21 protein-coding genes are annotated in these 26,138 nt (G+C 45.0%); 16 read left to right on the top strand and 5 right to left on the bottom strand.

Going from position 1 to position 26,138, the window contains the following annotated elements; translation table 11 throughout:
- Positions 1 to 22: 22 nt before the first annotated feature.
- Positions 23 to 1,273, top strand: coding sequence for a ChaN family lipoprotein (locus AAW31_RS15645; RefSeq protein WP_046850941.1), 1,251 nt, complete (start codon positions 23 to 25; stop codon positions 1,271 to 1,273).
- A 217-nt stretch (positions 1,274 to 1,490) separates the two neighbouring features.
- Here the strand turns inward: AAW31_RS15645 and AAW31_RS15640 are convergent, their stop codons facing one another.
- From AAW31_RS15640 to nadB, 4 genes are all read right to left on the bottom strand, one after another.
- Entirely contained in the window at positions 1,491 to 2,870 is a 1,380-nt protein-coding gene (locus AAW31_RS15640) for a sigma 54-interacting transcriptional regulator (RefSeq protein WP_046850940.1), read from the bottom strand.
- 10 nt (positions 2,871 to 2,880) lie between these two features.
- Positions 2,881 to 3,450, bottom strand: coding sequence for a hypothetical protein (locus tag AAW31_RS15635; protein ID WP_046850939.1), 570 nt, complete (start codon positions 3,448 to 3,450; stop codon positions 2,881 to 2,883).
- A complete protein-coding gene (locus tag AAW31_RS15630; protein ID WP_082110495.1) occupies positions 3,447 to 4,958 on the bottom strand; it encodes a HAMP domain-containing sensor histidine kinase in 1,512 nt (503 codons plus the stop codon). The genes AAW31_RS15635 and AAW31_RS15630 overlap by 4 nt, the downstream gene beginning before the upstream one ends.
- 307 nt (positions 4,959 to 5,265) lie before the next feature.
- Positions 5,266 to 6,894, bottom strand: coding sequence for an L-aspartate oxidase (gene nadB, locus AAW31_RS15625; RefSeq protein WP_046850938.1), 1,629 nt, complete (start codon positions 6,892 to 6,894; stop codon positions 5,266 to 5,268).
- A gap of 229 nt (positions 6,895 to 7,123) precedes the next feature.
- Between nadB and rpoE the strand changes: the two genes are divergently transcribed.
- From rpoE to lpdA, 13 genes are all read left to right on the top strand, one after another.
- Positions 7,124 to 7,726 (top strand): RNA polymerase sigma factor RpoE, encoded by a 603-nt coding sequence (rpoE, locus tag AAW31_RS15620; protein ID WP_046851869.1) that lies wholly within the window; start codon positions 7,124 to 7,126, stop codon positions 7,724 to 7,726.
- A 15-nt stretch (positions 7,727 to 7,741) separates the two neighbouring features.
- On the top strand, positions 7,742 to 8,284 hold the full coding sequence (locus AAW31_RS15615) for a sigma-E factor negative regulatory protein (protein WP_046850937.1): 543 nt from the start codon (positions 7,742 to 7,744) through the stop codon (positions 8,282 to 8,284).
- 187 nt (positions 8,285 to 8,471) lie between these two features.
- The gene (locus AAW31_RS15610) at positions 8,472 to 9,866 is read left to right on the top strand and encodes a DegQ family serine endoprotease (RefSeq protein WP_046850936.1); all 1,395 of its coding nucleotides are present in this window, start codon (positions 8,472 to 8,474) and stop codon (positions 9,864 to 9,866) included.
- 22 nt (positions 9,867 to 9,888) lie between these two features.
- Positions 9,889 to 10,146, top strand: a complete 258-nt coding sequence (locus AAW31_RS15605; protein ID WP_046850935.1) for a glutaredoxin family protein — start codon at positions 9,889 to 9,891, stop codon at positions 10,144 to 10,146.
- Between the two features lie 102 nt (positions 10,147 to 10,248).
- Positions 10,249 to 12,039, top strand: coding sequence for a translation elongation factor 4 (gene lepA / locus AAW31_RS15600; RefSeq protein WP_046850934.1), 1,791 nt, complete (start codon positions 10,249 to 10,251; stop codon positions 12,037 to 12,039).
- Positions 12,040 to 12,134: 95 nt separating this feature from the next.
- Complete coding sequence (lepB, locus tag AAW31_RS15595; RefSeq protein WP_046850933.1) at positions 12,135 to 12,938, top strand: signal peptidase I; 804 nt, start codon at positions 12,135 to 12,137, stop codon at positions 12,936 to 12,938.
- 43 nt (positions 12,939 to 12,981) lie between these two features.
- Positions 12,982 to 13,341 carry a DUF4845 domain-containing protein gene (locus tag AAW31_RS15590; protein ID WP_235264398.1) on the top strand — a complete coding sequence of 120 codons (360 nt, stop codon included), beginning with the start codon at positions 12,982 to 12,984 and terminating at the stop codon, positions 13,339 to 13,341.
- A 17-nt stretch (positions 13,342 to 13,358) separates the two neighbouring features.
- On the top strand, positions 13,359 to 14,057 hold the full coding sequence (gene rnc / locus AAW31_RS15585; protein ID WP_046851868.1) for a ribonuclease III: 699 nt from the start codon (positions 13,359 to 13,361) through the stop codon (positions 14,055 to 14,057).
- A 202-nt stretch (positions 14,058 to 14,259) separates the two neighbouring features.
- Positions 14,260 to 15,150, top strand: a complete 891-nt coding sequence (gene era / locus AAW31_RS15580) for a GTPase Era (RefSeq protein ID WP_046850931.1) — start codon at positions 14,260 to 14,262, stop codon at positions 15,148 to 15,150.
- 101 nt (positions 15,151 to 15,251) lie between these two features.
- The gene (pdxJ, locus tag AAW31_RS15575) at positions 15,252 to 15,977 is read left to right on the top strand and encodes a pyridoxine 5'-phosphate synthase (RefSeq protein WP_046850930.1); all 726 of its coding nucleotides are present in this window, start codon (positions 15,252 to 15,254) and stop codon (positions 15,975 to 15,977) included.
- Positions 15,974 to 16,354, top strand: coding sequence for a holo-ACP synthase (acpS, locus tag AAW31_RS15570; RefSeq protein WP_046850929.1), 381 nt, complete (start codon positions 15,974 to 15,976; stop codon positions 16,352 to 16,354). The genes pdxJ and acpS overlap by 4 nt, the downstream gene beginning before the upstream one ends.
- Positions 16,354 to 17,400, top strand: coding sequence for a beta-N-acetylhexosaminidase (nagZ, locus tag AAW31_RS15565; RefSeq protein WP_046850928.1), 1,047 nt, complete (start codon positions 16,354 to 16,356; stop codon positions 17,398 to 17,400). Before acpS ends, nagZ begins: the two co-directional genes overlap by 1 nt.
- Positions 17,401 to 17,523: 123 nt before the next feature.
- Entirely contained in the window at positions 17,524 to 18,978 is a 1,455-nt protein-coding gene (gene lpdA / locus AAW31_RS15560) for a dihydrolipoyl dehydrogenase (RefSeq protein WP_046850927.1), read from the top strand.
- A 95-nt stretch (positions 18,979 to 19,073) separates the two neighbouring features.
- On the opposite strand, the gene AAW31_RS15555 is transcribed toward lpdA, so the two are convergent.
- Positions 19,074 to 19,595, bottom strand: coding sequence for a hypothetical protein (locus tag AAW31_RS15555; protein WP_046850926.1), 522 nt, complete (start codon positions 19,593 to 19,595; stop codon positions 19,074 to 19,076).
- A gap of 148 nt (positions 19,596 to 19,743) precedes the next feature.
- Between AAW31_RS15555 and AAW31_RS15550 the strand changes: the two genes are divergently transcribed.
- A complete protein-coding gene (locus AAW31_RS15550) occupies positions 19,744 to 22,467 on the top strand; it encodes a PD-(D/E)XK nuclease family protein (protein WP_046850925.1) in 2,724 nt (907 codons plus the stop codon).
- Positions 22,464 to 25,931, top strand: coding sequence for a UvrD-helicase domain-containing protein (locus AAW31_RS15545; protein WP_046850924.1), 3,468 nt, complete (start codon positions 22,464 to 22,466; stop codon positions 25,929 to 25,931). Before AAW31_RS15550 ends, AAW31_RS15545 begins: the two co-directional genes overlap by 4 nt.
- Positions 25,932 to 26,138: the final 207 nt, after the last annotated feature.

Genomic DNA, 26,138 nt, shown 5'->3' with positions numbered 1-26,138 from the left:
ACTTTTAAGAATAATCGATAACATGACTAAGTGGAAAGTTAGCATCCGAAGCGGATTGGTAAGCATAATGTTGTTAGTGTGGGCAGTACATTCCGAAAATTTGCCAGCACAAATCATTCCTGCTCAAAAACCTGAATCTCTTGGCAGTGATTCTGTGCGGGAATGTGTGCCGGTAGCGCAGTGGGTTATCCCAGGGAAGGGTAAGACTGACTTATCCGATATTATTAAGCGTGCAGCAAATCAATCGGTCATTTTACTAGGTGAAACCCATGTTAATCGGGAGCACCATCGTTGGCAATTACAAATGCTGGCAGCGTTGTATACTGCTCGTCCTGATATGGTGATTGGTTTCGAAATGTTCCCACGTCGAGTCCAGAGAGTACTCGATCAATGGGTGGCGGGTGAGTTATCTGAAGCTGCTTTCCTGAAAGCTTCAGAATGGGATACGGTATGGAGAACAGATGCCAGTCTTTATCTGCCATTATTTCATTTTGCACGCATGAATCGTATTCCGATGCGAGCGCTTAATATTGATACCAAACTCAGAAAGCAGGTAGCTGAGAAAGGCTTTGACAGTATTCCCGAGAATGAGCGTGAAGGCGTAACGCGTCCAGCACCTCCTAGTGCCGGATACCTTGATTTTTTGTTACCCATATATGAGGCACATGATCGTAAAGATAAGAAAAAGGAAAGGAATAGTCGTTATGATCCTGATTTCTTACGATTCGTTATTGGTCAGCAATTATGGGACCGGGCAATGGCTCATGAAATTCATGGGGTATTTAGCACGCAGGGTCAAGGGAAAAGTCCGCTAGTGGTTGCTATTATGGGATCGGGTCATATCATGCATGGTTTCGGTGTTCCTCATCAATTGAAAGATCTGGGGATAACAAAAATTACTTCATTATTACCATGGGATACAAACAAACCATGTCAACAATTAGTGGCAGATTATGCTGATGCCGTGTTTGGCGTTAGCCCGGCTAGTGCGGAAACTACACCTTTGCGCCAGCGACTGGGTATTCGTTATGAGATAGCTTCACAGGATGGCGGAGCGCGTGTTCTGGAGGTTGAAAGAGGCAGTATTGCCGAGAAAGCTAATATGCTGGAAAACGATATCATCACTGAGATCGCAGGATTATCAGTGATGGAAATGGGAGACCTCATTGCTGTGGTCAAACGTCAGGCGCCAGGTACGTGGTTGCCACTCAAAGTCAAGCGCGGGAATGGCGAGATTGAGATTGTTGCCAAGTTTCCTGCGCTAGAAAAATAAACAAGTTATCAAGATGGCTTGTCATTCCATTTCTGAATTATAAATGACGCGAAGACGAGCCGCGGACAATGTCCATAATACGGCAAAGAGAAGCCGGCAAAGTCAGGTTTGATTTAGAAATGGAATAACAGCAATCATGATTTTTTTATACGATGTAAATGGGTTATAGCGCGATTTCTTTGCTCATGTGATTGTGATATTGCTTCTCGGAGAATACTTAACAAAACTCTTTGCTTTTTTCTTTTGGTTTATAAAGAGTAAAATCCAGTTGATGTCTCTGAAGAAGTTTATAAAATTCTGTTCGATTACGTTTGGCTAATCTGGCTGCTTGCGTTACGTTGCCTGCAGTGATTTTTAGTAAACGTACCAGATAATTTCTTTCAAACTGTTTGCGTGCTTCTTCAAATGATACGAGTTGCGCTTCCTCCTGATGCATCGCATCATAGACCAGTTGATATGAAATAAGAGGGTTCGCGCTCAGGACGACGCTTTGTTCTATGATATTCATTAATTGTCGAACATTACCCGGCCATGAAGCACTGAGCAAAAGATTGGTTGCTTCCGGCGAAAAACCATTGATTTCTTTCTCGTATTTTTCAGCAAAGGTACGAAGAAAATGATTAGCCAGCAAGGGAATATCTTCACGGCGTTGAGCTAATGAGGGAATTGTTAAACCAACCACATAGAGCCGGTAATACAGATCCTCACGAAAATTTCCTGCCGTAATCTCAGCTTTGAGATCACGGTGAGTAGCAGAAATAATCCGGACATCAATTGGGATTGGCTGCGTAGACCCGACGGGTCTGATGATCCTTTCTTGCAGGGCATGCAGTAACTTTACTTGCAGTAGCAGCGGCATATCACCAATTTCATCAAGGAACAATGTGCCCCCTTCGGCTAATTGAAACAGACCTTTATGGTCCCGGATAGCGCCGGTAAAAGCCCCTTTGACATGTCCAAATAACTCTGATTCCAGTAATTGCTCAGGGATGGCTGCGCAATTGATAGTAACAAAAGGTTGGCGGCAACGCTTGGATGCTTGATGAATAGCACGTGCAAATAATTCTTTGCCAACACCACTTTCTCCAAGAAGTAGCACGCTCGCATTTCCTTCCGCAACGCGTTCTACTTTGGTCAGAATATCTTCCATTTCAGCATTTTGGGTAATGATGCTTTTACGCCATGCAACTCGTGATTCCTCACAGGATTCATTATTTCCGCTATTGCATGTAAGTCTGAGAGCCTGATCTATTTGATCGAGCAAGGTTTTTGGATCATAGGGTTTGGTGAGATAACCAAAAATACCACGCTGAACTGCGGCGACCGCATCCGGGATCGTGCCATATGCTGTCAGAATAATGACCGGTAGCGTTGGGTTGGCTTGATGAATATGTTCAAACAAAGCCATACCATCCATTCCGCTCATTTGCATGTCACTGATGACGAGATGGGGCCGTGTGATATCGAGGCAGTTTAATGCGGCTTCTGCACTGGTAGCTACAATGGTTTCAAATCCTGCAGCCGTTAAACGTATCGAGAGTAATTCAAGAAGGTCTGAGTCGTCATCGACAATTAAGATTTTTTTAGACGGTACCATATGTTTTCATTCAGGGTGTTATTCTACGGATTGGATGCTTTTCCATGTTCTTTATCGCATCTATTCTATTTTGCAATGTTTGAATGTGTTCTTCCAATGCTTGTATTTGCTCATCTGAAGCTTTTAATTTTTGAGAAAAATTTTTCGCATCAGTTCTTGCAATTTGCTGTTCTCTGAGTAGCGATATGAGTAATTTCCTGAAATTAGCTACGTTAGTCGACATTGTAATATCTTGTGGCCAATTATTCAGTAAATCGAGCGCAGCCTGAATATTTGTAAAAGATGTTTTGGGTAAACTGATAAGTAAAACATATTTTAGACGACTCTTCGCATCGGAATTTTTTCTATTAAAATGTTTCTTGGTAGAGTTGTATTCCGCGACTAGTTGAGCAGCATTCTTTTTTTGCAGCTGACCATAATACAACATCAATTCATCTAATGTATCATATTGATCTAATTTATCTTGCTCGGAGACTGGTTTGTCAGCAGGGTCTGGTGATGGATAAGTAGTCGCTGTTGTACACCCAACTAATACAAAAAAAAATATAGAAAATAATAACGACTTTGAAGCAACATTCATGGCTGAACCTCAGGATCTTGAATAGGCAGGATTAGGCAGAAATGCGCTCCCTGACCGCCATGTTTAACAAGTTTAATATTCCCACCGTGTGCAAGTGCATATTCCCTGGCAATTGACAAGCCAAGCCCGGTTCCTCTGATATGGCTATTAGGTTTGCTACGCCCCCGATAAAAGGGTTCAAAAATTTTATCCTCATCGGTGATATCAATCCCGCTACCATAGTCGATGACATCGAGTTGGATAGTTTGATCCATTTGTATCGCAGAGATCTTGATGCAACTGTCTTGTGGAGAGAATTTTATGGCATTTGATAAAAGATTATCAATTATAATACCAACTTTCTGTTTGTCGCATTCGAGCATGAGATCTGGGCATGTTAAATCGATTTTTATCTTTCTACTCATGATAGACAGATTCTGATCCTTCAAGACAGTGGTGATGATATGAGCAAGATTTGTGCGCTGTTTAATCAGTGCCACTTTGTCTGCCTGAAGGGCACTAAAACTTAATAAATCTTCGATACGTTTCTGCAATTGGATGCTGCTGGTTTGGAGAATATCAACAATTTGTTTCTGTTTTTTATTAAGATCGCCAGTTACTCCTTCTGCAAGGAGGTTTGTTCCCTCACGAATAGCGGAGAGGGGTGTTTTAAGTTCATGGGAGACTTGTCGTAGAAATTGTATTTTCTGTTCTTCCAATTTGAGCAAGCGGCGACGCATCCAATCTAGGCGAGAACCCAGGTATTTTAAATTTTCAGGACCAGCAATTCTTACTGCGCTAGATAATTTACCTTGGCCCATATTATAAATTGCTTCGTCAAGCTGACGAAGCGGTCGTGCTATGAATACTGAGAAAGCGAGGGCGAGCAAAATAACAAATGGGATCAGAATGAGTAATTCCCACTCAACCAAAGTGCGAGTACGTAAAGCCATCTCACTCATTTCATTTATTTTCTGTCCAATTATCCGATAATTTTCTGTAGAGAAATTCTGTGCAAGGATAAGCAGATTAGCAAACTGGTTGAGTAAATCTCGAAGATTCTGAGGAGTATTATATGAAGTCAGTATTTCACGAAAAATAGTTGCCTCTAATAATTGTAATTTTTCCAATAAAAGCTGTTGTTCCAGGTAGGGAGAAGCTTCCATAAGCTTTATCGCCGTTTTTTCAAAATTGGTATGTGCCTGAAAATAACCTTCGAGTAAGGATATGTCTTCCAAAATATGCGCGTGCTGTACACTCCGCTCCATCACGATAATTTCATCAATCAAGATACTGCTGCCATGAGTAATTTCTGTGGCCTGATAGATGGTTTGGCGGCTCTGCTCGGCAAGCTGATCAATACGTATGGCGCTGTAGATTAGCGCAGCGATTAAGGGTAATCCTACTATCGAAAACCCGAGCAAGATCAATTTAAGAAAGGATGTGGGATTGTGACGTAGCTCTGCTTGAGGGGTAATATCCGGTTTATCATCCGTTTCTGGCGTAACAGAATCTATCGTGCTTCTCAATACTTCTATCCTCTATACTATCTCATAGATTAAGTTGCTATAAAGCTATCAATGTTGCCGCTGCGGCGTTAAAAACAGGCTCAAAATGCTCATTTAGTAGGTATAAACTTGGCTTCTTTGATCTGTTTTTGTTTATTATTGACTGCCTCGAAAATATTTTCTAACAGCCTGCTAGAGTCTGTCTGTGTTTCTTATCTAATAATGAAGATATGAGCCTTAAACTACAGCTCATTATACCGGCAAGGGAATCTTTCTGATAAAAGTATCAGAAGTAAACGACAAATCCTAGATTTGTTGTGCTTATTGACTATATGGGTACCGAATTTTCTGAAGCCAATTCAAATTCTTTTCGTCTTAAGATTGTATTCTGGGCTTGCGGTAATAGATTTGGATAATCAAGGCTGTAGTGCAAGCCACGGCTCTCATGGCGAAGCATGGCACTTTGCACAATCAAATCAGCCGTTGTAACTAAGTTACGTAATTCTAACAAATCGCCTGTCACGCGAAAATTAGTATAGTACTCATTGATTTCTTCCCGTAGCAGGTTTATGCGGTGTTGAGCACGTTGCAGGCGTTTATTGGTTCGTACAATTCCCACGTAACTCCACATGAAGCGGCGTAGCTCGTCCCAGTTATGTGAAATGACGATTTCCTCATCTGCATCTGTCACGCGACTTTCATCCCATTTGGGAAGTGAGATGGGAGGGACAGGTGATAGACTGAGAATATCCTCGGCTGCAGCCTGGCCGAATACTAAACACTCTAATAAAGAATTACTGGCTAACCGGTTAGCACCATGTAATCCAGTATGAGCAGTCTCGCCTATGGCATATAAGTTGCCTAGATCAGTTTTGCCTTTCCGGTCAACAACGATACCGCCACATGTGTAATGTGCAGCGGGAACGACTGGAATGGGTTGGCGTGTAATATCAATTCCTAATTCGTGGCATCGAGTATAAATAGTAGGAAAGTGCTGCTTGAGAAAATCGGATGATTTATGAGAAATATCCAGATAGACGCAATCAAGACCTCTTTTTTTCATTTCAAAATCAATAGCACGTGCCACAATATCGCGTGGTGCCAGTTCCGCACGTTTATCATGCCACGGCATAAAGCGTTCCCCATTAGGAAGTTTTAATAGTCCGCCTTCACCTCTAACGGCTTCACTAATCAGGAAAGATTTAGCATGGGGATGATAAAGGCAGGTAGGGTGAAATTGGATGAATTCCATATTGGCTATCCTGCAGCCTGCACGCCATCCCATAGCGATGCCGTCACCTGTGGCGGTATCGGGATTGGTTGTATAGAGATAGACTTTTCCTGCTCCCCCTGTTGCTAATACCGTGTTGTGGGCAGAAATGGTGTGAATTGTATCTGCTTTGATATCTAATACATAAGCACCATAACAGCGGTCATTCTGATTATCAGGATGATGAGTCAATTTAGAACTTGTGATCAGGTCAACTGCAATATGGTGCTCGAGTATGGCAATGTTCGGGTGGGTGCGAATTTTTGTGCTGAGTGTAGATTGTACTGCTTTACCGGTGGCATCATTGATGTGAATAACTCGCCGTACACTATGCCCACCTTCTCGGGTGAGGTGATAGCCGGTTTCATTATTGCTATCACGTGTAAAGTTGACCCCTTGAGAAATGAGCCATTTGATAGCTGGTGGTCCGTTTTCAACGACACAGCGGGTAATTGCCTCATCACATAAGCCGGCACCAGCCACTAATGTATCGCGAATGTGAGCATCAGCAGAATCCTCCATTGAAAGTACAGCAGCAATCCCGCCTTGTGCCCAAGTACTGGAGCTATCCTGTAATGATCGTTTAGTGACAATGGCTACCTTCTGATTTTGTGCTAAATTGAGCGCGAGTGTAAGCCCGGCCAGGCCACTGCCGATGATCAGCGTATCAAAATGATATTGTTGCATGGGTTATTTTAATTTATTTGTAAACTGAAGCTATTTTATTTAATCATAACTCAATAACTAAAGTTTCGTTGACTTCGTTGCAATGCTTATTAATAAAAGCAGTGAACTAATCAAGCTGCTTTATTGTCTTTATTCCGGCTTCGGATAGTTCACGGCAGATCCCCGAACAATGTATACTTTATTGAGGGTTCAATTGTTATCTATTTTTAATTTCGGGGAAAAAAACAGCATGGGTGATCGTGAAATCGATCAACAATTGGTTGAGCGCGTCCAACATGGCGATAAGCATGCTTTTGATTTACTGGTGATCAAATATCAGAGAAAGCTGGCACGTTTGTTATCACAGTTTATTCGTGATGCTGCTGAGGTTGAAGATGTCGCCCAGGAAACTTTTATTAAGGCATATCGTGCTTTACCATCATTTCGTGGTGAAAGCGCTTTTTATACCTGGCTATATCGTATTGGTATCAATACAGCCAAAAACTTTCTTGTATCCCAAGGAAGAAAAGTGCCCACGACTGTTAGCGAATTTGATAATGAAGAAGCAGAGAATTTTGAAGAAGCAGGTAGATTACGAGAAGTCAGTACACCAGAAAGTGAACTGATGACCAAACAAATTGCTCAAACGGTTAATCAATCATTAGACGCATTACCTGAGGAATTAAGGACGGCAATTGTTCTGAGGGAAATTGAAGGTTTAAGTTATGAAGAGATTGCGAGTATTATGAACTGCCCCATTGGAACAGTTCGCTCTCGTATATTTCGTGCACGTGAGGCCATAGCTGAAAAACTGCGGCCTTTATTAGGAACAAGTAAAGACAAGAGGTGGTAATGAAGGGGTGGTTTTATGAAAAATAAAATGTCAGAGCTGATGGACGGTGAATTGGAGCCGGTGGATGCTGATGAAGTGATTACAGAGTTAAAGAAAAAGCATGATTTATTGAATGATTGGGAAACCTATCATATGATCGGTGAAGCACTGCGACAGCCAGCAGTATCATTCCACATCAATGTGGCGAGTCGAGTAAGTGAACGCTTAATAATCGAACCAACCTTGTTTATGCCGCGTGTATCACAAGCACACAAGCGGAAATTTGTTACACTTTCAGCTGCTGCATCCTGTGCTGCCTTAGTAAGTGGCTGGTTAGTGATGCAAATAGCAGATGTTCAGCAAGAAGTGCTTGTTACCGAGAAAGTGAATAATAAGGCAGTTGTTCAAGTTGATCATCCGGTAGCTTTCCAGCCTTCCCCAGCCTTTTCGCTTCCATTTACGCTTCACCATCCAGGTGATTATTCATTGATCCATAGAGAACTTTCACCGCATACGAAGATGCAAGCACCCATAACGGGTGTACATCAGGTTGAAAGCAGGGAAGAGAAATCCAGATAAGGTGTGGGGTAAGCTTTCAGGATTGAAATTTTATGGATAGTCCGCAGGCTATTTGTTTGATCGAAGGTTTCGTTGATTTCGACCAAACAAATAGCTGTTATCGTTTGTTATTGGTAAGATTTAATTGCTCCTCTATTTGATTATTATGTTTTCAGTATTTTACCCATTTTTTTTATCAAGAAAAAATATGCCAAAAATTGTTCTACTGTGCTTCCTGATATTTTGTTCCATCGGTTTTGTGCATTCAAAGGAGCTGCCTGATTTCACAGGTCTGGTTGAGCAATATGGAGAAGCAGTGGTAAATATTAGTACAGTACAAACACAACAGATTACAGGAAATCAGATTTTTCCTGAAATTCCTAATATTCCAGAAGATTCCCCTTTCTACGAATTTTTTCGCAGGTATATGCACCCATTCTCAGGTCCTAAGAAGTATGAATCCAAATCGTTAGGGTCTGGTTTCATTATAAGTAAGGATGGATATATTCTAACAAATGCGCATGTCGTCGAAGCTGCCAATCAGATTAATGTCAGACTAACCGATAAAAGAGAATTTAATGCACAGGTTATTGGTACGGACCGTAAAACTGACGTCGCGCTTATCAAGATTGATGCGAAAGACTTGCCTGTGGTAACTCAGGGTGATCCGGAAAAGCTCAAGGTAGGGGAGTGGGTCATTGCCATTGGCTCTCCTTTTGGTTTCGAAAATAGTGTAACTGCAGGGATAGTCAGCGCGAAAGGCCGCTCGCTTGCGCAGGAAAGCTATGTTCCCTTTATCCAGACCGATGTGGCGATTAATCCCGGTAATTCTGGTGGTCCCCTTTTTAATATGACGGGCGAGGTAGTCGGTATCAACTCGCAGATTTATAGCCGAACAGGTGGTTTTATGGGGTTGTCTTTCGCTATTCCGATCAACGTGGCAACAGAGATAGCCACTCAACTTAAGGAACATGGGAAAGTCTCACGCGGGAAAATAGGCATTATGATTCAGGAGATGACTGAAGAGCTGGCTGAATCCTTTGGCTTATCTCAAGCACGCGGAGCACTGGTTGTTTCTGTAGAAAAAGATGGTCCAGCAGACAAAGCAGGTATCGAAGTGAAAGATGTTATTTTGAAATTTGACGGCAAAGATATTGCTGTTTCCAGTGATCTGCCGCGTCTTGTCGGAAACACTAAACCTAAATCTAAAGTACCTGTGCAAGTCTGGCGGGACGGTGCCACTAAGAATTTAACTGTTTTGGTAGGGGAAATGCCTTCAGATGAAGGTGATCGCAGCCGCAAGCAAAGTAAGGCCCCTGATACTTCGAATCCACTCGGGTTGGCTCTGAGTGAGCTCTCTGATAAACAAAAGAAACAATTGGGTATCGAGAATGGTTTGCTGGTTGAGGAAGTACAAGGTGGCATTGCAAATCGTGCTGGTATACGCCAGGGTGACATTATTCTCGGTTTTAATAGCCAGGATGTCACAACCGTCAAACAGTTTAATCAGTTGCTTAGCAAGGTTGAGAAAGGGCGAAATATTGCGCTATTGATAAAAAGAGGCGATATGACTACTTTCATTACGATGAAACTCGATAATTAAAAGCGTATATACCGTTAATTTTATGGATAGAAAAAAGCTGATTGTGTATGGTCGGAGGGATTGTCATCTTTGTCAGGAAATGATTGCAGCATTACAAAAATTACAGAAGCAAATCGAGTTTCAATTTGAAGTGATTGATATCGATAGCGATCCTCAGCTGGTAAATCAGTATAATGAGCGAATTCCAGTATTGGTGTCAGCAAATGATAAACAAGACGAAATCTGCCATTATTACCTTGATGAAGCTGCATTAGATGCTTATTTTGCTAAAATTCGATAGAATGCTGTCGGTTAGTAATAGCGACTATTTTATTTACAAGTAAATTACATCTGCATTGAGCACCAGCAAACATTCCCGACTGACATTTAAAATCCCAATCGAATGCAACACATTCGCAATTTTTCTATTATCGCGCATATCGATCACGGTAAATCTACATTAGCTGATCGCATCATACAGTTTTGTGGTGGTTTATCTGATCGAGAGATGGAAGAGCAAGTGCTCGACTCTATGGAGTTAGAGCGTGAACGCGGCATTACCATTAAAGCGCAGACAGTTGCTTTAAAATACCAGGCACGTAATGGTCAGACTTTTCTGCTGAATTTGATTGATACACCGGGTCATGTCGATTTCTCTTATGAAGTGTCCCGCTCCTTAGCTGCCTGTGAAGGAGCTTTATTGGTCGTAGATGCTTCCCAGGGAGTAGAAGCTCAAACGGTAGCGAATTGCTATACCGCAATCGAGCAGGGCGTCGAGGTGATACCGGTTTTGAACAAGATTGATTTGCCTGCAGCTGACCCAGACCGAGTGATTGCAGAAATAGAAGATATCATCGGGATAGAGGCAACAGATGCTTTGCGCGTGAGTGCTAAGACAGGTCAAGGCATACAGGATATGCTGGAAGTAGTGGTTAAGCGTATCCCCGCCCCTAAGGGAGACCCAAATGCACCATTGAAAGCACTCATTATTGACTCGTGGTTTGATAATTATGTAGGTGTTGTCATATTGGTACGGGTGGTCGATGGCGTATTGAAAGCCGGCAACAAAATCATGCTCATGGCTAGCCACGCGGCTTACCTATGTGAACAAGTGGGGATATTTTTACCTAAAGCAGAAAATCGTGATTCGCTGAGTGCGGGTGAAGTGGGTTTCGTTATCTCTGGTATTAAGGAATTGAAATCAGCCAAGGTAGGTGATACCGTCACCTTGGCTGATAATCCTGCCGCTGAACCTTTGGTTGGATTTAAAGAAATCAAGCCACAAGTATTTGCCGGGCTTTATCCGGTCGAATCCAATCAATATGATGCCTTACGCGCTGCATTAGAAAAACTGCAATTGAATGATTCATCGCTACAGTTTGAACCCGAGACGTCTCAAGCGCTTGGCTTTGGTTTCCGTTGTGGCTTTCTAGGTTTACTCCATTTAGATATTGTTCAGGAGAGGCTGGAGCGGGAATATGATATGGATCTTATCACCACTGCGCCAACCGTTATTTATCAGGTTGCGTTGCGTGATGGGACAGTGATTGAAATTGAGAATCCATCCAAAATGCCCGACCTCTCTAAAATTGAAGAGATTCGAGAACCGATCATTACCACAACGATATTAGTGCCAGAAGAATATGTGGGTACTGTTATGTCGTTATGCACCGGTAAGCGTGGGGTTCAGAGAAATATGCAATATATGGGCAGGCAAGTAATGCTTGTTTATGAAATGCCGCTAAATGAAGTTGTCATGGATTTTTTTGATAGACTCAAATCGGTTAGTCGAGGTTATGCTTCGCTGGATTATGAATTCAAAGAATTTCGCGCCGCCGATTTGGTGAAACTCGATATATTGATCAATAGTGAAAAAGTGGATGCATTGTCATTAATCGTGCATCGTGCTAGCAGCCAACAAAGAGGTCGTGAATTAGCACAAAAAATGCGTGAGCTTATTCCCCGACAAATGTTTGATATCGCGGTGCAGGCAGCTATTGGGGCCCATGTCGTGGCAAGAGAAAATGTTAAAGCGTTGCGTAAGAATGTTTTGGCCAAATGTTATGGTGGAGATATCACGCGCAAACGTAAACTGCTTGAGAAGCAGAAGGCAGGAAAAAAACGTATGAAACGCGTCGGTAATGTAGAGATTCCCCAGGCGGCATTTTTGGCCATTCTGCAGGTTGGTAAATAATTAACTGCTGAAAAATCAAATTAATTGAGTGATAAACATGAAAATTTGCCCTCCCCATTATGTTATATGCTTGCTAGCTCATGAGGGGAAATGAAATGAATTTTCCTTTAGTATTATTAATTTTACTAGTTGTGACTGGCTGTATCTGGTTGCTCGATTCCCTCTTTTTGAAACACAAACGCGCAGCGGGTGCCACAGAGCCTTGGTGGGTGGAATATCCTAAAAGTTTTTTTCCCATCATCCTGATTGTTTTTTGTCTCCGCTCTTTTCTGGTGGAGCCTTTCAAAATACCTTCGGGTTCGATGATTCCTACTTTACTAGTGGGAGATTTTATCCTGGTAAACAAGTTTACCTACGGGATCAGATTGCCCGTAATCAATCACAAGATCATTGAAATGAATCAACCCAAGCGCGGAGAGGTGATGGTATTCCGTTATCCGGAAGATCCATCGATAGATTATATTAAACGAGTAATTGGTTTACCTGGAGATACGGTTACGTATCGTAATAAAAAACTCAGCATTAATGGTGTGCCAGTAGAAAGAGAGTTGAATGGAGATTACAAATATATTGAATCAGGTTTGGCTTATGTATACACCCAGCGTTTTAAGGAACTTATAGACGATAAAAGTTATAGCATACTTATCAATCAAGAGATGCCCCATATGCTGTTATCCAGCGTACATTATTTTCCCTTCAGAGAGAATTGCGCATTTGATATGAAAGGATTTACTTGTAAAGTGCCAGAGGGAAATTATTTTACGTTAGGGGATAATCGTGATGGCAGTAGCGATAGCCGTTATTGGGGTTTTGTTCCAGAGAAAAATATTGTGGGGAAAGCTTTTATGGTTTGGTGGAATTTTAGTGATTTAAGTCGAATTGGCTTGTCAATAAACTAATGAATGCGGGAGCGGACTTGGAGTAAGGAAGATGCGCCATGTAATGAGAAAGCAACAACAAGGTATCAGTCTTTCTGGAATGCTAATCTGGTCAGCTGTAGTCGTGATATTTGCGCTTCTAGGAATGAAATTACTTCCCTCCTATATGGAATATGCTGCTATCAAGCGAGCGTTGATTGCCATAGCCAGTGACCCAGGTTTGCAGAATGCTCATCCTGGGGAAATACGCCAATCATTCGGTAAGCGTGCCGTTATCGATCAAATTACCGCTGTCAATAGTCACGATATTCAAATTAGTAAAGTAGGGGGACAAACAGTTTTGGGTGTAAGCTATTCCGTTAAAACCCCTTTATTTGCTAATATTTCGTTATCTATTGATTTTACTGCTGCTAGCAATCGATGAGTTCACATGGCTTAAATATGCATCGTCCACAAAATTTCCCGGTAAAAGATCAGAGCAATTTCTTTCACAAAATCGGCTATGTTTTTAAGCAACCGGAATTGTTGCAAGAAGCATTAACCCATCGCAGCTTTGGTTATCCGAATAACGAGCGCCTTGAGTTTCTTGGAGATAGCGCATTGAATTGTGCAGTGTCAGCCTTACTGTTCAAAGAGTTTCCGCTCTTACCAGAAGGAAATTTATCCAGGCTCCGCGCTAATCTTGTTAACCAACAGGCATTATTTGAGCTGGCATCGGCACTTGGATTAGGTGATTTAATCAGGCTGGGTGAAGGAGAACGAAAAAGTGGAGGACATTACCGACCCTCAATTCTTGCCAACGCGCTGGAAGCAGTGATAGGCGCCATTTACCTGGAAGGTGGGTTCATTGAAGTAGAAAATTTTGTTAACAATCTTTACAAGCCTTTATTACAAGATTTAGATCTGGAAACTTTAGGTAAAGATCCCAAAACGATGCTGCAGGAATATCTGCAGAGTCGCAGGGTAGCCTTGCCGGAATATACTGTCATCGCTACAAGCGGAGAAGCACATCGGCAGAAATTTAGAGTGGAATGCGCCATTGCAAAGTTTAATGTTCGAGCTGTTGGCGAAGGAACAAGCCGCCGCCGGGCTGAGCAGGAAGCTGCAAAACAGGCGTATGAATTAATCGTTCAATATTAATAGTCGCCAATGCTTCCATTACCAGGAGCGCCTATATAACTTTTATTTTTTCTAAGTCCTCCCCAGCTTTGAACCATTTTATTCGTACTCATGCCTTTAAACTACCCACTTTATAAGGGTAGTTTTAGGGACCAAGTGATTTACGAATTCAAGCTATTACCAAACCAACATAACGCTAAATAAAATAGAAATATCCCCATTTATGGCTTCCCCTCATTTCAGAACTGGTTATGTTGCCATTGTTGGACGTCCTAATGTCGGTAAATCAACTTTACTTAACCATTTAATCCAACAAAAAATCAGTATTACTTCTAAAAAGGCCCAGACCACGCGCCATCGGATCAATGGTATTTTAACCGATGAGCAATCTCAATTTATTTTTGTAGATACACCCGGTTTCCAGACACGCCATAGCAGCCAGCTTAATCAAATAATGAACCGAACGGTCATTCAAAGCATACGCGAAGTTGATATCATTCTCTTCGTGATCGAAGCAATACGATTTGATGAATGTGATAAAGGGGTATTAAAACTCTTACCCGCCGACCGACCAGTTATCCTTGTAATTAATAAAGTAGATCAATTGGCTCAGAAAACTCAATTACTGCCATTCATAGAAAGTATGGCTAAGGAATTTAACTTTGCTGGCATCATTCCAGTCAGTGCGGCGAGAGGAATACAACTGACTGAACTTATCGATATGGTCCGGCCTTATTTGCCAGAAAGCCCGCCTTTGTTTGGCGAAGATGAAATTAGTGATCGCAGTGAGCGCTTTCTTGCAGCTGAGATGATACGTGAGAAATTATTTCGTTTAATGGGGGAAGAGATACCTTACTCGTCGACGGTGCGCATAGATCAATTTACAGTAGAAGGAAATCTGCGCAGAATTTTTGCCTGTATTCTAGTGGAAAAATCCAATCAGAAAGCCATCGTTATTGGCAAGAATGGTGAAAAACTTAAAATAATTGCTACCCAGGCGCGGCAAGATATGGAAAAATTATTTGGCAGCAAGGTCTATCTTGAAGTATGGGTTAAGGTAAAAAATGGCTGGGCTGATGATATCAATACATTGAAGAGTTTAGGGTATGAATAAGATTGAAGAAGCTAAATGATTAATAAAAACAATACATGCACGCATGGAGCTAACAGTAACAGGAAAGCTTCTCGATTTTTGTTTACAGGTACGTAACCATCATGATTGCTTTGGGTGTGAATATTGATCATGTCGCGACATTGCGCCAGGCGCGCGGAACGGCCTATCCAAGCCCAGTGGAAGCAGCATTCGTTGCTGAGTCTGCAGGAGCAGATGCGATTACGCTCCACTTGCGTGAGGATCGAAGACATATTCAGGATCGGGATGTGGAAGTTTTGCGCGAGCGACTTCAAACCCGAATGAATCTGGAAAGTGCCGTGACTGAAGAGATGATTGCCTTTGCCTGCCGTATCAAGCCACATGATGTGTGTCTCGTTCCAGAGCGCCGTGAGGAATTGACGACGGAAGGGGGACTGGATGTGGTACGACACTTCGAACAGGTGAAACAGGCTTGTAGTAAGTTAACGGATGCTGGTATTCGTACATCATTATTCATTGATGCGGAGTATGAGCAGATAGAGGCTGCGGCTAGAGCCGGTGCGCCGGTAATCGAAATTCATACAGGTCATTATGCTGATGCTAACAATAATGATATGCAACAATGCGAGCTGGAAAAGATTTGCACCGCTGTTGCCCATGGTCTGAGTCGAGGATTAAAAGTCAATGCTGGTCATGGATTGCATTACCAAAATACCCAGCCAATTGCCGCGATACATGGTCTTTCAGAACTCAACATCGGGCACGCGATTGTGTCGCATGCATTATTTGTTGGCTTAGCCCAAGCGGTTAAGGAAATGAAGCAACTCATCCAGGAAGCCAGTCAATGATCTATGGCATCGGTACCGACATCGTCGAGCCTTCCCGTATTGCTCAATCACTGGAAAAATATGGCGAACGTTTTGCGCGTAGGTTGTTAGCCGAGCATGAATGGTCTGATTATATTAAGGATGCTAAGCCAGTGATGTTTTTAGCAAAACGCTTTGCAGCCAAAGAAGCGCTTTCCAAGGCAATGGGTACTGGCTTGCGATCTCCTGTCACGTTAAACAATATATCGGTTGCCCATACCCCTCTTGGCCAGCCGTATTTTCGCTTTCACCCTGAATTGGCCGAATTGATCCAGCGTGAAGGAATCATTGGGCATCATCTTTCCCTTAGCGATGAATTGAATCTGGCCAGTGCCTTTGTCATCCTGGAGAAGGCATGATGTCGCTGGGTCCTGTGATGCTCGATATTACGAGCACTCAATTATCGCCCGAAGATAAAGCAAGACTACTTCATCCCCTCACGGGGGGCGTTATCTTGTTCACCCGTAATTATGATTCAGTTGAGCAGTTGACCTCCTTAGCGGCCGAGATTCACGCACTCAGAACCCCACCGTTACTCATTGCTGTCGATCATGAAGGTGGCAGGGTACAACGTTTCCGCAAAGATTTTACTCCACTCCCCGCGATGCGCGAGCTGGGAAGGATATGGGACAAATCTCCCCGCCGGGCGCGTCATCTGACACAGCAAGCAGGGTATGTGCTGGCAGCTGAATTATCTGCATGTGGTATTGATTTGAGTTTTACTCCGGTACTTGATGTCGATTTTGGGCAAAGTAGTGTGATTAGTGATCGCGCTTTCCATCGCATCCCGCAAGCCATTGCTGAGCTGGCGCATAGCTTAATGCTGGGGTTGAAATCAGCAGGCATGGTGGCCGTCGGTAAGCATTTCCCGGGGCATGGACATAGTCAGGCAGATACGCATTTTGAGATCGCTGTGGATGGCCGTACCTTTGCCGATATCGAGCTGGATGATCTGATTCCATTTCGTCAGATGATTGGTTTTGGTCTGGCAGGCATCATGGCAGCCCATGTCATCTACCCCGAAATGGATAGACATCCTGCCGGCTTCTCCCACTTCTGGCTAAAAAATATTTTGCGCAATAATTTGGGGTTTGATGGCTGTATTTTTAGTGATGATTTGAGCATGCAAGGCACGAAAGGATATGGCAGCATTACTGAGCGTGCTGAGGCAGCATTACAAGCAGGGTGCGATATGGTACTGGTATGCAATGATTTTCAGGCGACTGATCAATTGCTGGAAACATTGCAATGGGAAATTTCTGCTGCAAGTGTGGCGCGGTTAGCACGTATGCGTGGACGACGTCATGTGCCATCAATGATCGCGCTCCATAACGATGCAAATTTCATGCTGGCTGCCAGGGAAATCAATGAAATTGGAATAGACGGCCAGCAATTGCTATTTTAATTGAATCAACCTCAAAGGTACCTTCTTGATAGATTGCCGTGTGGAAGGCATTGTCACTGAAACGATAGTTTCTCATGACGAATTTTCCTTCGTTTATAACGACTCATTTTTATAAGGTGATTCATGACTAAATCTTTCGATGTAGCTGTAATTGGCGCAGGTCCGGGCGGTTATGTGGCGGCTATCCGTTGTGCTCAGTTGGGTCTTAATACTGTTTGTATTGATGAATGGAAAAATGAGCAAGGCGTAGCGAGTCTGGGAGGCACTTGTCTTAACGTAGGGTGTATTCCATCCAAGGCGTTACTGGAATCTTCCGAGAACTATGCACGTGCTGCGCATAAATTTATTGATCATGGCATTCATCTGGAAGGTTTGTCCATGGATGTATCGGTGATGATTGCGCGCAAAAATAAAATTGTGAAAGCTTTTACCGGCGGGATTGCCATGCTGTTCAAGAAGAATAAGGTGACTTCTTTGCATGGCAGGGGAACTTTGCTTAAACAGGAGAATGGTCTCTGGAAAATTCAGGTAAAGAATAATTCTGAGGTCGAAGAAATCCAGGCTGAATACATCATCATTGCAACCGGTTCAACACCCCGCCAATTGCCCTTCATCGAAGTAGATAATCATCGCATACTGGATAATAGCGGTGCGCTGGCGCTAACAGAAGTACCCAAACGTCTCGGTGTCATTGGCGCAGGCGTGATTGGCCTCGAGATGGGCAGCGTATGGCGTCGGCTGGGCTCGGAAGTGACCGTGCTGGAAGCGCAGCCAAATTTTCTCATGGCCGCAGATGAACATATTGCCAAGGAAGCACAGAAAATCTTTACACGTGAGCTTGGTTTAATTATTCAGACGGGCGTCAAGATCAAATCGATCCAGGTGGAGGAGCAGCAGATAGTGGTTGATTATGCTGACGCTAAAGCTGATCCGCAAAAACTGGAAGTCGATAAATTGATTGTCGCAATTGGCCGAGTTCCCAATACAGTTGGTCTAGCTACAGACGAGATTGGGTTAAAAATAAATGAACGAGGTTATATTGAAGTCGATGAGCACTGCTGCACTAGTCTGTCAAAAGTATATGCCGTTGGCGATGTGGTCAGAGGTCCTATGCTGGCACATAAAGCTTCAGAAGAAGGCGTGGCTGTGGCAGAAATGATTGCTTCCACTAAGCAAGGTCATGCCAACGAGTCTGCTAAAGTTAATCTGGATATTATTCCATGGGTAATCTATACCTCGCCGGAAATCGCCTGGGTAGGGAAAACAGAGCAGGAACTTAAATCAGCCGGTATTGCTTATCGCGCCGGACAATTTCCCTTTATGGCCAATGGGCGCGCACGTGCCTTGGGAGAAACCAGTGGTTTTGTCAAGGTGCTTGCTGATGCTGATACAGACCGCATCCTGGGCATACATATGATCGGCCCTTATGTTTCTGAAATGATTGCAGAAGCCGTGGTTGCGATGGAATTTGCTGCCAGCAGCGAAGATATTGCCCGCATCATTCATGCGCATCCTTCGTTATCTGAGGTATTACATGAAGCCGCTTTAGCAGTAGATAAACGTGCGTTGCATATCTAATTATCAACTAAGCTTGTCAATTAGCTAGCGAGTTATACTGCCGGATAATCGCTACCCCACATTGCCAAAAGAACACGATGTGGGGTTAGCTGTTATTAATATTTTACACACTGAGTTCTATCAGGATTGACAGCGCAAGACCAGGTTGTCTGGCGGATACCGGCTGCTTTATTGAATAGGAACTCAGCTTTCTGCTGTTTGAGCTGCTCGGCTGTCGGTGTCACTTTCTCAGGGATGGAGCGTTCCTGAGTCCAGAATCTTATCCGGCAGAATTCAGTTGCTTTGCCGCAAATCTGATTGATGGCAGCGCTATAAACCGTTTTATCCATTTCTTTATTCAGATCGACCAGTACCATATGCACAAATTTACCTGAAGATCCTATTTCCAACACGCGGACCACTCGCCACCCTAAGCCGCTTGGCAACGATTCAGCTGCTTTTGGCGCAGCAGTTTCTTCAGAGGATGGAGCAGCTTCTTGAGAGGATGAAGCAGCTTCTTGGGGAGAGGAAGCAGTTTCTTGAGAAGATTCTGCTGATTCTGTTTCCTCAGATTGTGCCTGAGCTGCCCATAGTAACGTCATTGCAAGAAACATGCTGCCGATTAATTTTTTGTTCATTCGTTCTCCTGATATCCTTCTTTCTCTTCTAAATAAAAGTGTTTCTGTTTCTGATTCGCAATTCTACCTATTTCAGATAGATATGAACAGTCAACAGATGATGGTAAATTTATACCAAAAGAAGTAGTAGAGGAGTAATCTGGAGCACATGAAATTATATCAACCTAATCTACAGCTAGCGGATAGTGAGGATATCCTCGTTAAATTAAGTCAGGGCATTACCGTGATTACCGGAAACCAGCGTCTGGCTCATGTGTTTCGTCAGCAGTTTGATCAGGCAGCCATCCTCAAGGACGCGAAAGTATGGCCGACACCGGACATTCTGCCATGGCATGGTTGGCTACAGCGTTTCTGGGAGGAATCGTTGATCTCTGGGGAGGTTCCTGAAGCTGGACAATTGCTCGCGCCGCAGCAGGAACGCGCCCTTTGGCAAGAGCTGCTTAGCTCAGATCTGCCATTCCAGCCGATGGGTAAAACTGCCGTGCAGGTGCAAAAAGCCTGGCAATTACTGTGGGAATGGCATTTGCCGCAAAACGAGTCGATTTTCCAGTATAACGAGGACAGCAGGTTATTCTGGAAGTGGCAATTGCTATTTCAACGTACCTGTCAGCAGAAAGGTTGGCTATCTGCTAGCTGCTTGCCAGACAAGCTGCAGCAATACTTTGAGCAGGGAATATTACTGCCGCCAGCTGAATTAGTCCTGATCGGTTTTGATGAACTGAATCCTCAGCAATTAGCTTTGCTGGAAATATTCAATCGATCAGGCTGCCACGTGCAGTGGTTACAACTAAACCCAAGGATCAGTGAGATTGCACAGCTAGCCTGTACCGACCGTCGGCAGGAAGCAAAGCTTATGGCGCGCTGGGTAAGGCAGAGACTGGAAGATAATCCCGCGGCACAAATCGGTATTGTCGCACCAGACCTGTCCGATATGCGGGAAATCATCGTGCACGCATTGGATGAAATCCTGATACCCTCGACCTTCCATCCGGGATATCCGCAACAGGAACGTCCCTACAATATCTCACTTGGCAAGCCATTGGCTACCTTTCCACTGGTGACGACCGCATTGAAGCTGCTTGATCTGTTGAAGCCTGCGATCAGTTTGTCAGATATCAGCCAATTACTTCACTCACCCTTTATTGGCGGGTGGGCGCAGGAGTCGAGTGCACGCGCTTTGCTCGATGTCCAATTGCGTGAAACAGGTGAGTCCAGCATATCGATTGGTACCTTGGCGTATTATGCTTCACACACCAGCCACAGTTATGCCTGCCCGATGCTGGCGAAAAAGCTCGAGATGCTGAAAGGATGGCTATCCACCTGCTCACGTAGAGAGCACCCCGAACAGTGGGTGCGGCATTTCGACCACTTGCTCAGGACGATTGGTTGGCTGGAGGATTATTCCTTATCGAGTGAAGAGTATCAGACATTGGAAGCATGGCGTACGTTGTTAGCAGAATTGGCCACGCTCGATTGGGTAAGGGGGGAGATCTCATTACCCGATGCGTTAAGTCAGCTTTGGCAGATGGCAAGAGAGCGTATTTTTCAACCTCAGACAGGGGTTGCCCCGGTTCAAGTACTTGGACCGCTTGAAGCCCATAGCCTTCAGTTTGATTATTTATGGATGATGGGGTTACATGATGGCATCTGGCCAGCATCGCCGCAGCCTAATCCTTTTATCCCCTTGCTGTTACAGCGCAATCATGCATTGCCGCATTCGAGTGAACAGCGTGAGTTATTAATGACCCGGTTGTTCATGCAGCGCATTGTGACGAGCGCTGATCAGGTCGTGCTAAGCTATCCACAGCGCAATGGTGACGAGGAGCTACGCGCCAGCCCTTTGATCAAGGGTTATCCCGCTTTTGCAGCGAGTGCACTGGCAGCGAGTAAGATGACCTCATGGCGTGAAATGATTCATAATCATCTTCAGTTGAGTGAATTGTTACACGATCCTGCTCCTGTGCTGGAGCAGACAGCAACCAAAGGTGGCAGTTACATTTTCAAGCTGCAGGCCGCCTGTCCTTTTCGCGCATTTGCAGAACTGCGGTTGGGCGCGCGACCGCTTGGGCAAATCCAATTTGGCTTGAGCGCCATGACCCGTGGCAATGTGTTACATCGAATCATGGAGAAAGTGTGGGAGAAACTTGATTCACATGAACAGCTGATAACATTAGCAGATACTGCGTTGAATGAACTGGTACTGGATCAGGTGCATGAAGTCATTCACATGACGGCTCCGCATTATCCGCAAACATTTAGCCAACGTTTCCGCGAGATGGAAATCAAGCGCTTGCATCGGCAAATAATGGCGTGGCTAGCGTTAGAAAAAGAGCGTTTGCCTTTTCGTGTGATTGCCAGAGAAAGAAAATATGAATTGACGGTGGGTGCCCTCAGCATTCAGCTTAAAATTGACCGCATCGATGAGATTGAATCGGGTCATCAATTGATCATAGACTACAAGACAGGCCGGGCTAAAGCCAGTCAATGGTTTGGCGATCCGCCCGATGAGCCGCAACTGCCGCTATATAGCCTGGTTTTTCCCAATGATCTCGCAGGCATCGCCTTTGCCCAGATACGAGCCGGGCGGATGGCATTCAGCGGAATCACGATTGAAGAGGGCCTCTTGCCAGAGGTGAAATCATACGAAAAATTTAGTCAGAATCGTGAGATCAGTGACTGGTCACAACTACTGAATTATTGGCGAGAAGCCTTGGAAAGGCTCAGCGACAGTTTTTGTCGTGGAGAAGCTGCCGTTAATCCCAAGCGATACCCTGCCACTTGCACCTATTGCGCCTTGCAGCCATTATGCCGTATCACTGAATTAGCTCAGTCAGGTGAAGTGAATATTGAAGAAGAGGAGAATGAGGGATGACAAGGCAGCCAGGTGTGGCTGATCAGGCTGAGCGGTTGCGAGCGCTTGATCCGCAACACTCCTTTATTGTGCAGGCACCCGCTGGCTCAGGTAAAACCGGTTTATTGACCCAGCGATTCCTGGTGCTGCTGGAAAGAGTCGACGCGCCGGAAGAAATCGTGGCGATTACTTTTACCCGCAAGGCAGCGAGTGAAATGCGGCAGCGCATTCTGCAGGCGCTAACGGATGCTCAAAATCCGCTGCCACCGCAGGATCAGTATGCACATCAAACTTGGCAGCTGGCCCAGCGCGTACTGGCGCATGATGGAGCCAATGAGTGGCAATTACTGGAAAATCCTGCCCGTTTACGCATCCAGACGATCGATTCCTTATGCGCCAGACTGGTTAGCCAAATGCCTATTCTTTCCAAACTAGGTGCGCTACCCTCCATTGCTGAGGATGCAACAGAACTTTATCAACAGGCGGCCAGGCAAACGATTGAAGCAGTGGAAACGGGGGATGAATGGTCGCATGCGATTGCTCATCTGATTGAACATCTCGATAACCAACTAGACAAACTACAGCAACTGCTGGCCAGCATGCTCGCACGCCGGGATCAATGGTTGTCTTTTCTTGCCGATCCCAATCATGCCGGGCTCATGCGTGATCAGCTGGAAGGGGCACTGGCTGAACTTGTGGTCGATGCCTTGCGGCGATTGGTCGATCATATTCCGGCAACGGCTAAGGAGGAAATGGTGACATTGGCAAGATTTGCTGCCAATCAGCTTGAAGGCGAAAAGAGCGCTTCTGCCATTACGGATTGCCAGAACATGCATATGTTACCAGGTGCGCAAATTGATGATCTGTCGCAATGGAAAGGACTGGCCAGCTTGCTGCTGACGAGTAAAGGAGAATTACGGAAGAGAATCAGTAAAAATGAAGGCTTTCCTCCCCCTCAGGGAAATAACCCAGAAGAAAAAGCGCACTGTCGCGACATGAAGCGGCGCATGGAAGCTTTGCTGGAAGCATTGGCAGCTGAAAGTAAATTTATTCAGCATCTGGCACAGCTGCGAGAGCTTCCTGCCTATCAATACCAGGAAGAAGAGTGGGAGACGCTGCAAGCATTATTCAAATTGCTTAGATTGACAGCAGGTTATCTCGAAATCACTTTCCGGCAAATGGGGCAGGTTGATTTCCCAGCGCTGACCCTGGCTGCAATTCAGGCGCTGGGAGAACCTGATGCCCCGACCGATCTAGCACTGGCGCTGGACTATCGTATCCAGCATTTGCTGGTAGATGAATTTCAGGACACCTCCTTCAACCAGGCAGAATTGCTGGCGCGATTGACCGCCGGCTGGCAAGTGAACGATGGGCGCACCTTGTTTCTGGTGGGTGATCCGATGCAGTCCATCTATCGCTTCCGGCAAGCCGAGGTCGGGTTATTTCTCGAAATTCGTGATCGTGGAGCGTTTGGCCAAATTCCGCTGGAATTCCTGCGCTTATCGGTCAATTTCCGTTCTCAGCAAGGCATCGTCCATTGGATCAATCAGCATTTCCCTCTTATTTTGCCAGAGAAGGATGACATGACTTTGAGTGCCGTTTCGTATGCGCCGTCAGTCGCCTTTCATGCGACTTCAGCCAAAGAACCAGTGATTTTTTATCCCTCGCTGCAACGTGATGGTTCTGCTGAAGCGCAACAGATTGTATCGATAGTGCAGCGGGCTAAAGAGATTTACCCGAATGGGACGACCGCCGTTCTAGTGCGCAACCGTAGTCATCTCATGCAGATTATTGTTCATCTGAAACGGGCAGGACTGTCCTTTCAGGCAGTTGAAATCGAACAGCTTACTCATCGTCCTGTGGTTCAGGACTTACTCGCGTTAACCCGCGCCTTGCTGCACCATGGCGATCGTATTGCCTGGTTGGCGATATTGCGCGCACCCTGGTGTGGACTGACTCTGCAGGATTTATATGTGTTGGCGGGCCAGGATTGGCAGAAAACTATTATTGACCAGCTGCGGCATGTTCCCCGGCTTATGCAGCTTAGTGGTGATAGCCAACTGAGTGAGGATGGCCAACAGCGACTGAGCCGTGTATTGCCTATCCTTGAGAGTGCGATTGCTCAGCAGGCGAAACGCTCGTTGCGCCAGAATGTGGAAGGGACCTGGCTTGCCCTGGGCGGGCCGGCCTGTGTGACAGATGAAACTGATCTGGATGATGCGGAAGTTTATTTTCAATTGCTGGAAAAGCTGGAGGAAACAGGTCAACCGCCGGATATCGAGCTCCTCAGTGAGCATGTCGAGCAGCTCTATGCCTTGCCCGATGTAGCGGCGGATAATTCGTTACAACTGATGACCATTCATAAGGCGAAAGGGCTCGAATTTGACACCGTCATCCTACCCGGCCTGGGTCACAGAGGTAAAAATGAGGAAGCCAGATTACTGTACTGGATGAAACACCAATTGAAATCAGGCGAGCCAGCATTGCTGCTGGCACCGATCCATGCGGTAGGTGATGAGGCCAATCCGATTACTGCTTACTTACGCAAATTGGACCAAGTAAAAGGTGAGTGGGAAGATGGTCGTTTGCTCTATGTTGCCGCCACGCGCGCCAAACATCAACTGCATCTGTTCGGACATGTGAGTCAGCCAGAGCTGCCCGAGAATAGGGAAATCAAGGCACCCCCATCGAACAGCTTGCTGGCGCGTTTATGGCCGGTTGCTGCGGCCCATTTTCAGGCTTTGTTGCAGGAGGCTAACACGCTGACGAAAGAAGCCGCGGAAAATACCGCGCAAGAAGGAATGACCGAAGCTCCGTTCTACTCCAGCAAGCGGTTGCGGTTAGCGACTGAATGGAGTCTGCCGGCGCCGCCCGAGGCGATCAAAGTGGCCATTGCGGCTGCTTATCATAATCCGGAAGAATCAGTTGAATTTGATTGGACGAGTGAAACCGCGCGGCGGGTCGGTACAGCGATCCACCGATTGTTACAGCATATCGGCACTATCGGTATCGAACATTTTGCGCCGCAGGATGTGTCCCCCCTGGAGCGTGCGGGTCGCGCATTATTGCTGCAAATGGGCGTCACGCAGAACCATTTTGATCAGGCACTAACCCAACTGTCCACCGCGCTTAAGCGATTATGGCAGGACGAGAGAGCGCGCTGGATTCTAAGCGGCCAACATGCCGAGGCACGTTGTGAATGGGCGTTGAGCGGTGTGCGCAAAGAGGGAATCGATCATATCGTCATAGATAGAACTTTTATCGATACCACAGGAACCCGTTGGATTATTGATTATAAAACAGGTATTCACAAGGGGGGAGATATCGAAGCCTTTCTCGATAATGAGCAGCTGCGCTATCGCCCGCAACTGGAACGCTACGCCAATTTACTGCAACAGATGGAGGAACAACGCCCCATACGCCTGGGTTTGTATTTTACGTTACTTGGGCAATGGCGGGAATGGACATTTGTGGCAAATGAATAAAACGGGAGAATCTCACTGCGCAGAATAAACGAGCGTGGTACGCGCGATTGTCGCAGCGCTAATGGAAGAAATTTGCCATTGATGGCCTGAATTTAACCCAAGTCAGGCAATCATTCCATTTCCAAATCAAAAATGGCTCGAAGGCGAGCCGCAGACAGTATCAATATCAATCATACGGCAAAGTGAAACTGCCAAAGTCAGTTTTAA

The organism is Nitrosomonas communis (assembly GCF_001007935.1).
In the GTDB taxonomy this organism is placed as follows: Bacteria; Pseudomonadota; Gammaproteobacteria; order Burkholderiales; family Nitrosomonadaceae; genus Nitrosomonas; species Nitrosomonas communis.
The sequence above is the reverse complement of the archived record's forward strand: the minus strand, read 5'-3'. Positions and strand labels throughout refer to the sequence as shown.

Bases quoted from the DNA above. Each gene is read 5' to 3' on its own strand.
- AAW31_RS15645 (WP_046850941.1), top strand. From the start codon at position 23: ATGACTAAGTGGAAAGTTAGCATCCGAAGCGGATTGGTAAGCATAATG.
- AAW31_RS15640 (WP_046850940.1), bottom strand. From the start codon at position 2,870: ATGGTACCGTCTAAAAAAATCTTAATTGTCGATGACGACTCAGACCTT.
- AAW31_RS15635 (WP_046850939.1), bottom strand. From the start codon at position 3,450: ATGAATGTTGCTTCAAAGTCGTTATTATTTTCTATATTTTTTTTTGTA.
- nadB (WP_046850938.1), bottom strand. From the start codon at position 6,894: ATGCAACAATATCATTTTGATACGCTGATCATCGGCAGTGGCCTGGCC.
- rpoE (WP_046851869.1), top strand. From the start codon at position 7,124: ATGGGTGATCGTGAAATCGATCAACAATTGGTTGAGCGCGTCCAACAT.
- AAW31_RS15615 (WP_046850937.1), top strand. From the start codon at position 7,742: ATGAAAAATAAAATGTCAGAGCTGATGGACGGTGAATTGGAGCCGGTG.
- AAW31_RS15610 (WP_046850936.1), top strand. From the start codon at position 8,472: ATGCCAAAAATTGTTCTACTGTGCTTCCTGATATTTTGTTCCATCGGT.
- AAW31_RS15605 (WP_046850935.1), top strand. From the start codon at position 9,889: ATGGATAGAAAAAAGCTGATTGTGTATGGTCGGAGGGATTGTCATCTT.
- lepA (WP_046850934.1), top strand. From the start codon at position 10,249: ATGCAACACATTCGCAATTTTTCTATTATCGCGCATATCGATCACGGT.
- lepB (WP_046850933.1), top strand. From the start codon at position 12,135: ATGAATTTTCCTTTAGTATTATTAATTTTACTAGTTGTGACTGGCTGT.
- AAW31_RS15590 (WP_235264398.1), top strand. From the start codon at position 12,982: ATGAGAAAGCAACAACAAGGTATCAGTCTTTCTGGAATGCTAATCTGG.
- rnc (WP_046851868.1), top strand. From the start codon at position 13,359: ATGCATCGTCCACAAAATTTCCCGGTAAAAGATCAGAGCAATTTCTTT.
- era (WP_046850931.1), top strand. From the start codon at position 14,260: ATGGCTTCCCCTCATTTCAGAACTGGTTATGTTGCCATTGTTGGACGT.
- pdxJ (WP_046850930.1), top strand. From the start codon at position 15,252: ATGATTGCTTTGGGTGTGAATATTGATCATGTCGCGACATTGCGCCAG.
- acpS (WP_046850929.1), top strand. From the start codon at position 15,974: ATGATCTATGGCATCGGTACCGACATCGTCGAGCCTTCCCGTATTGCT.
- nagZ (WP_046850928.1), top strand. From the start codon at position 16,354: ATGTCGCTGGGTCCTGTGATGCTCGATATTACGAGCACTCAATTATCG.
- lpdA (WP_046850927.1), top strand. From the start codon at position 17,524: ATGACTAAATCTTTCGATGTAGCTGTAATTGGCGCAGGTCCGGGCGGT.
- AAW31_RS15555 (WP_046850926.1), bottom strand. From the start codon at position 19,595: ATGAACAAAAAATTAATCGGCAGCATGTTTCTTGCAATGACGTTACTA.
- AAW31_RS15550 (WP_046850925.1), top strand. From the start codon at position 19,744: ATGAAATTATATCAACCTAATCTACAGCTAGCGGATAGTGAGGATATC.
- AAW31_RS15545 (WP_046850924.1), top strand. From the start codon at position 22,464: ATGACAAGGCAGCCAGGTGTGGCTGATCAGGCTGAGCGGTTGCGAGCG.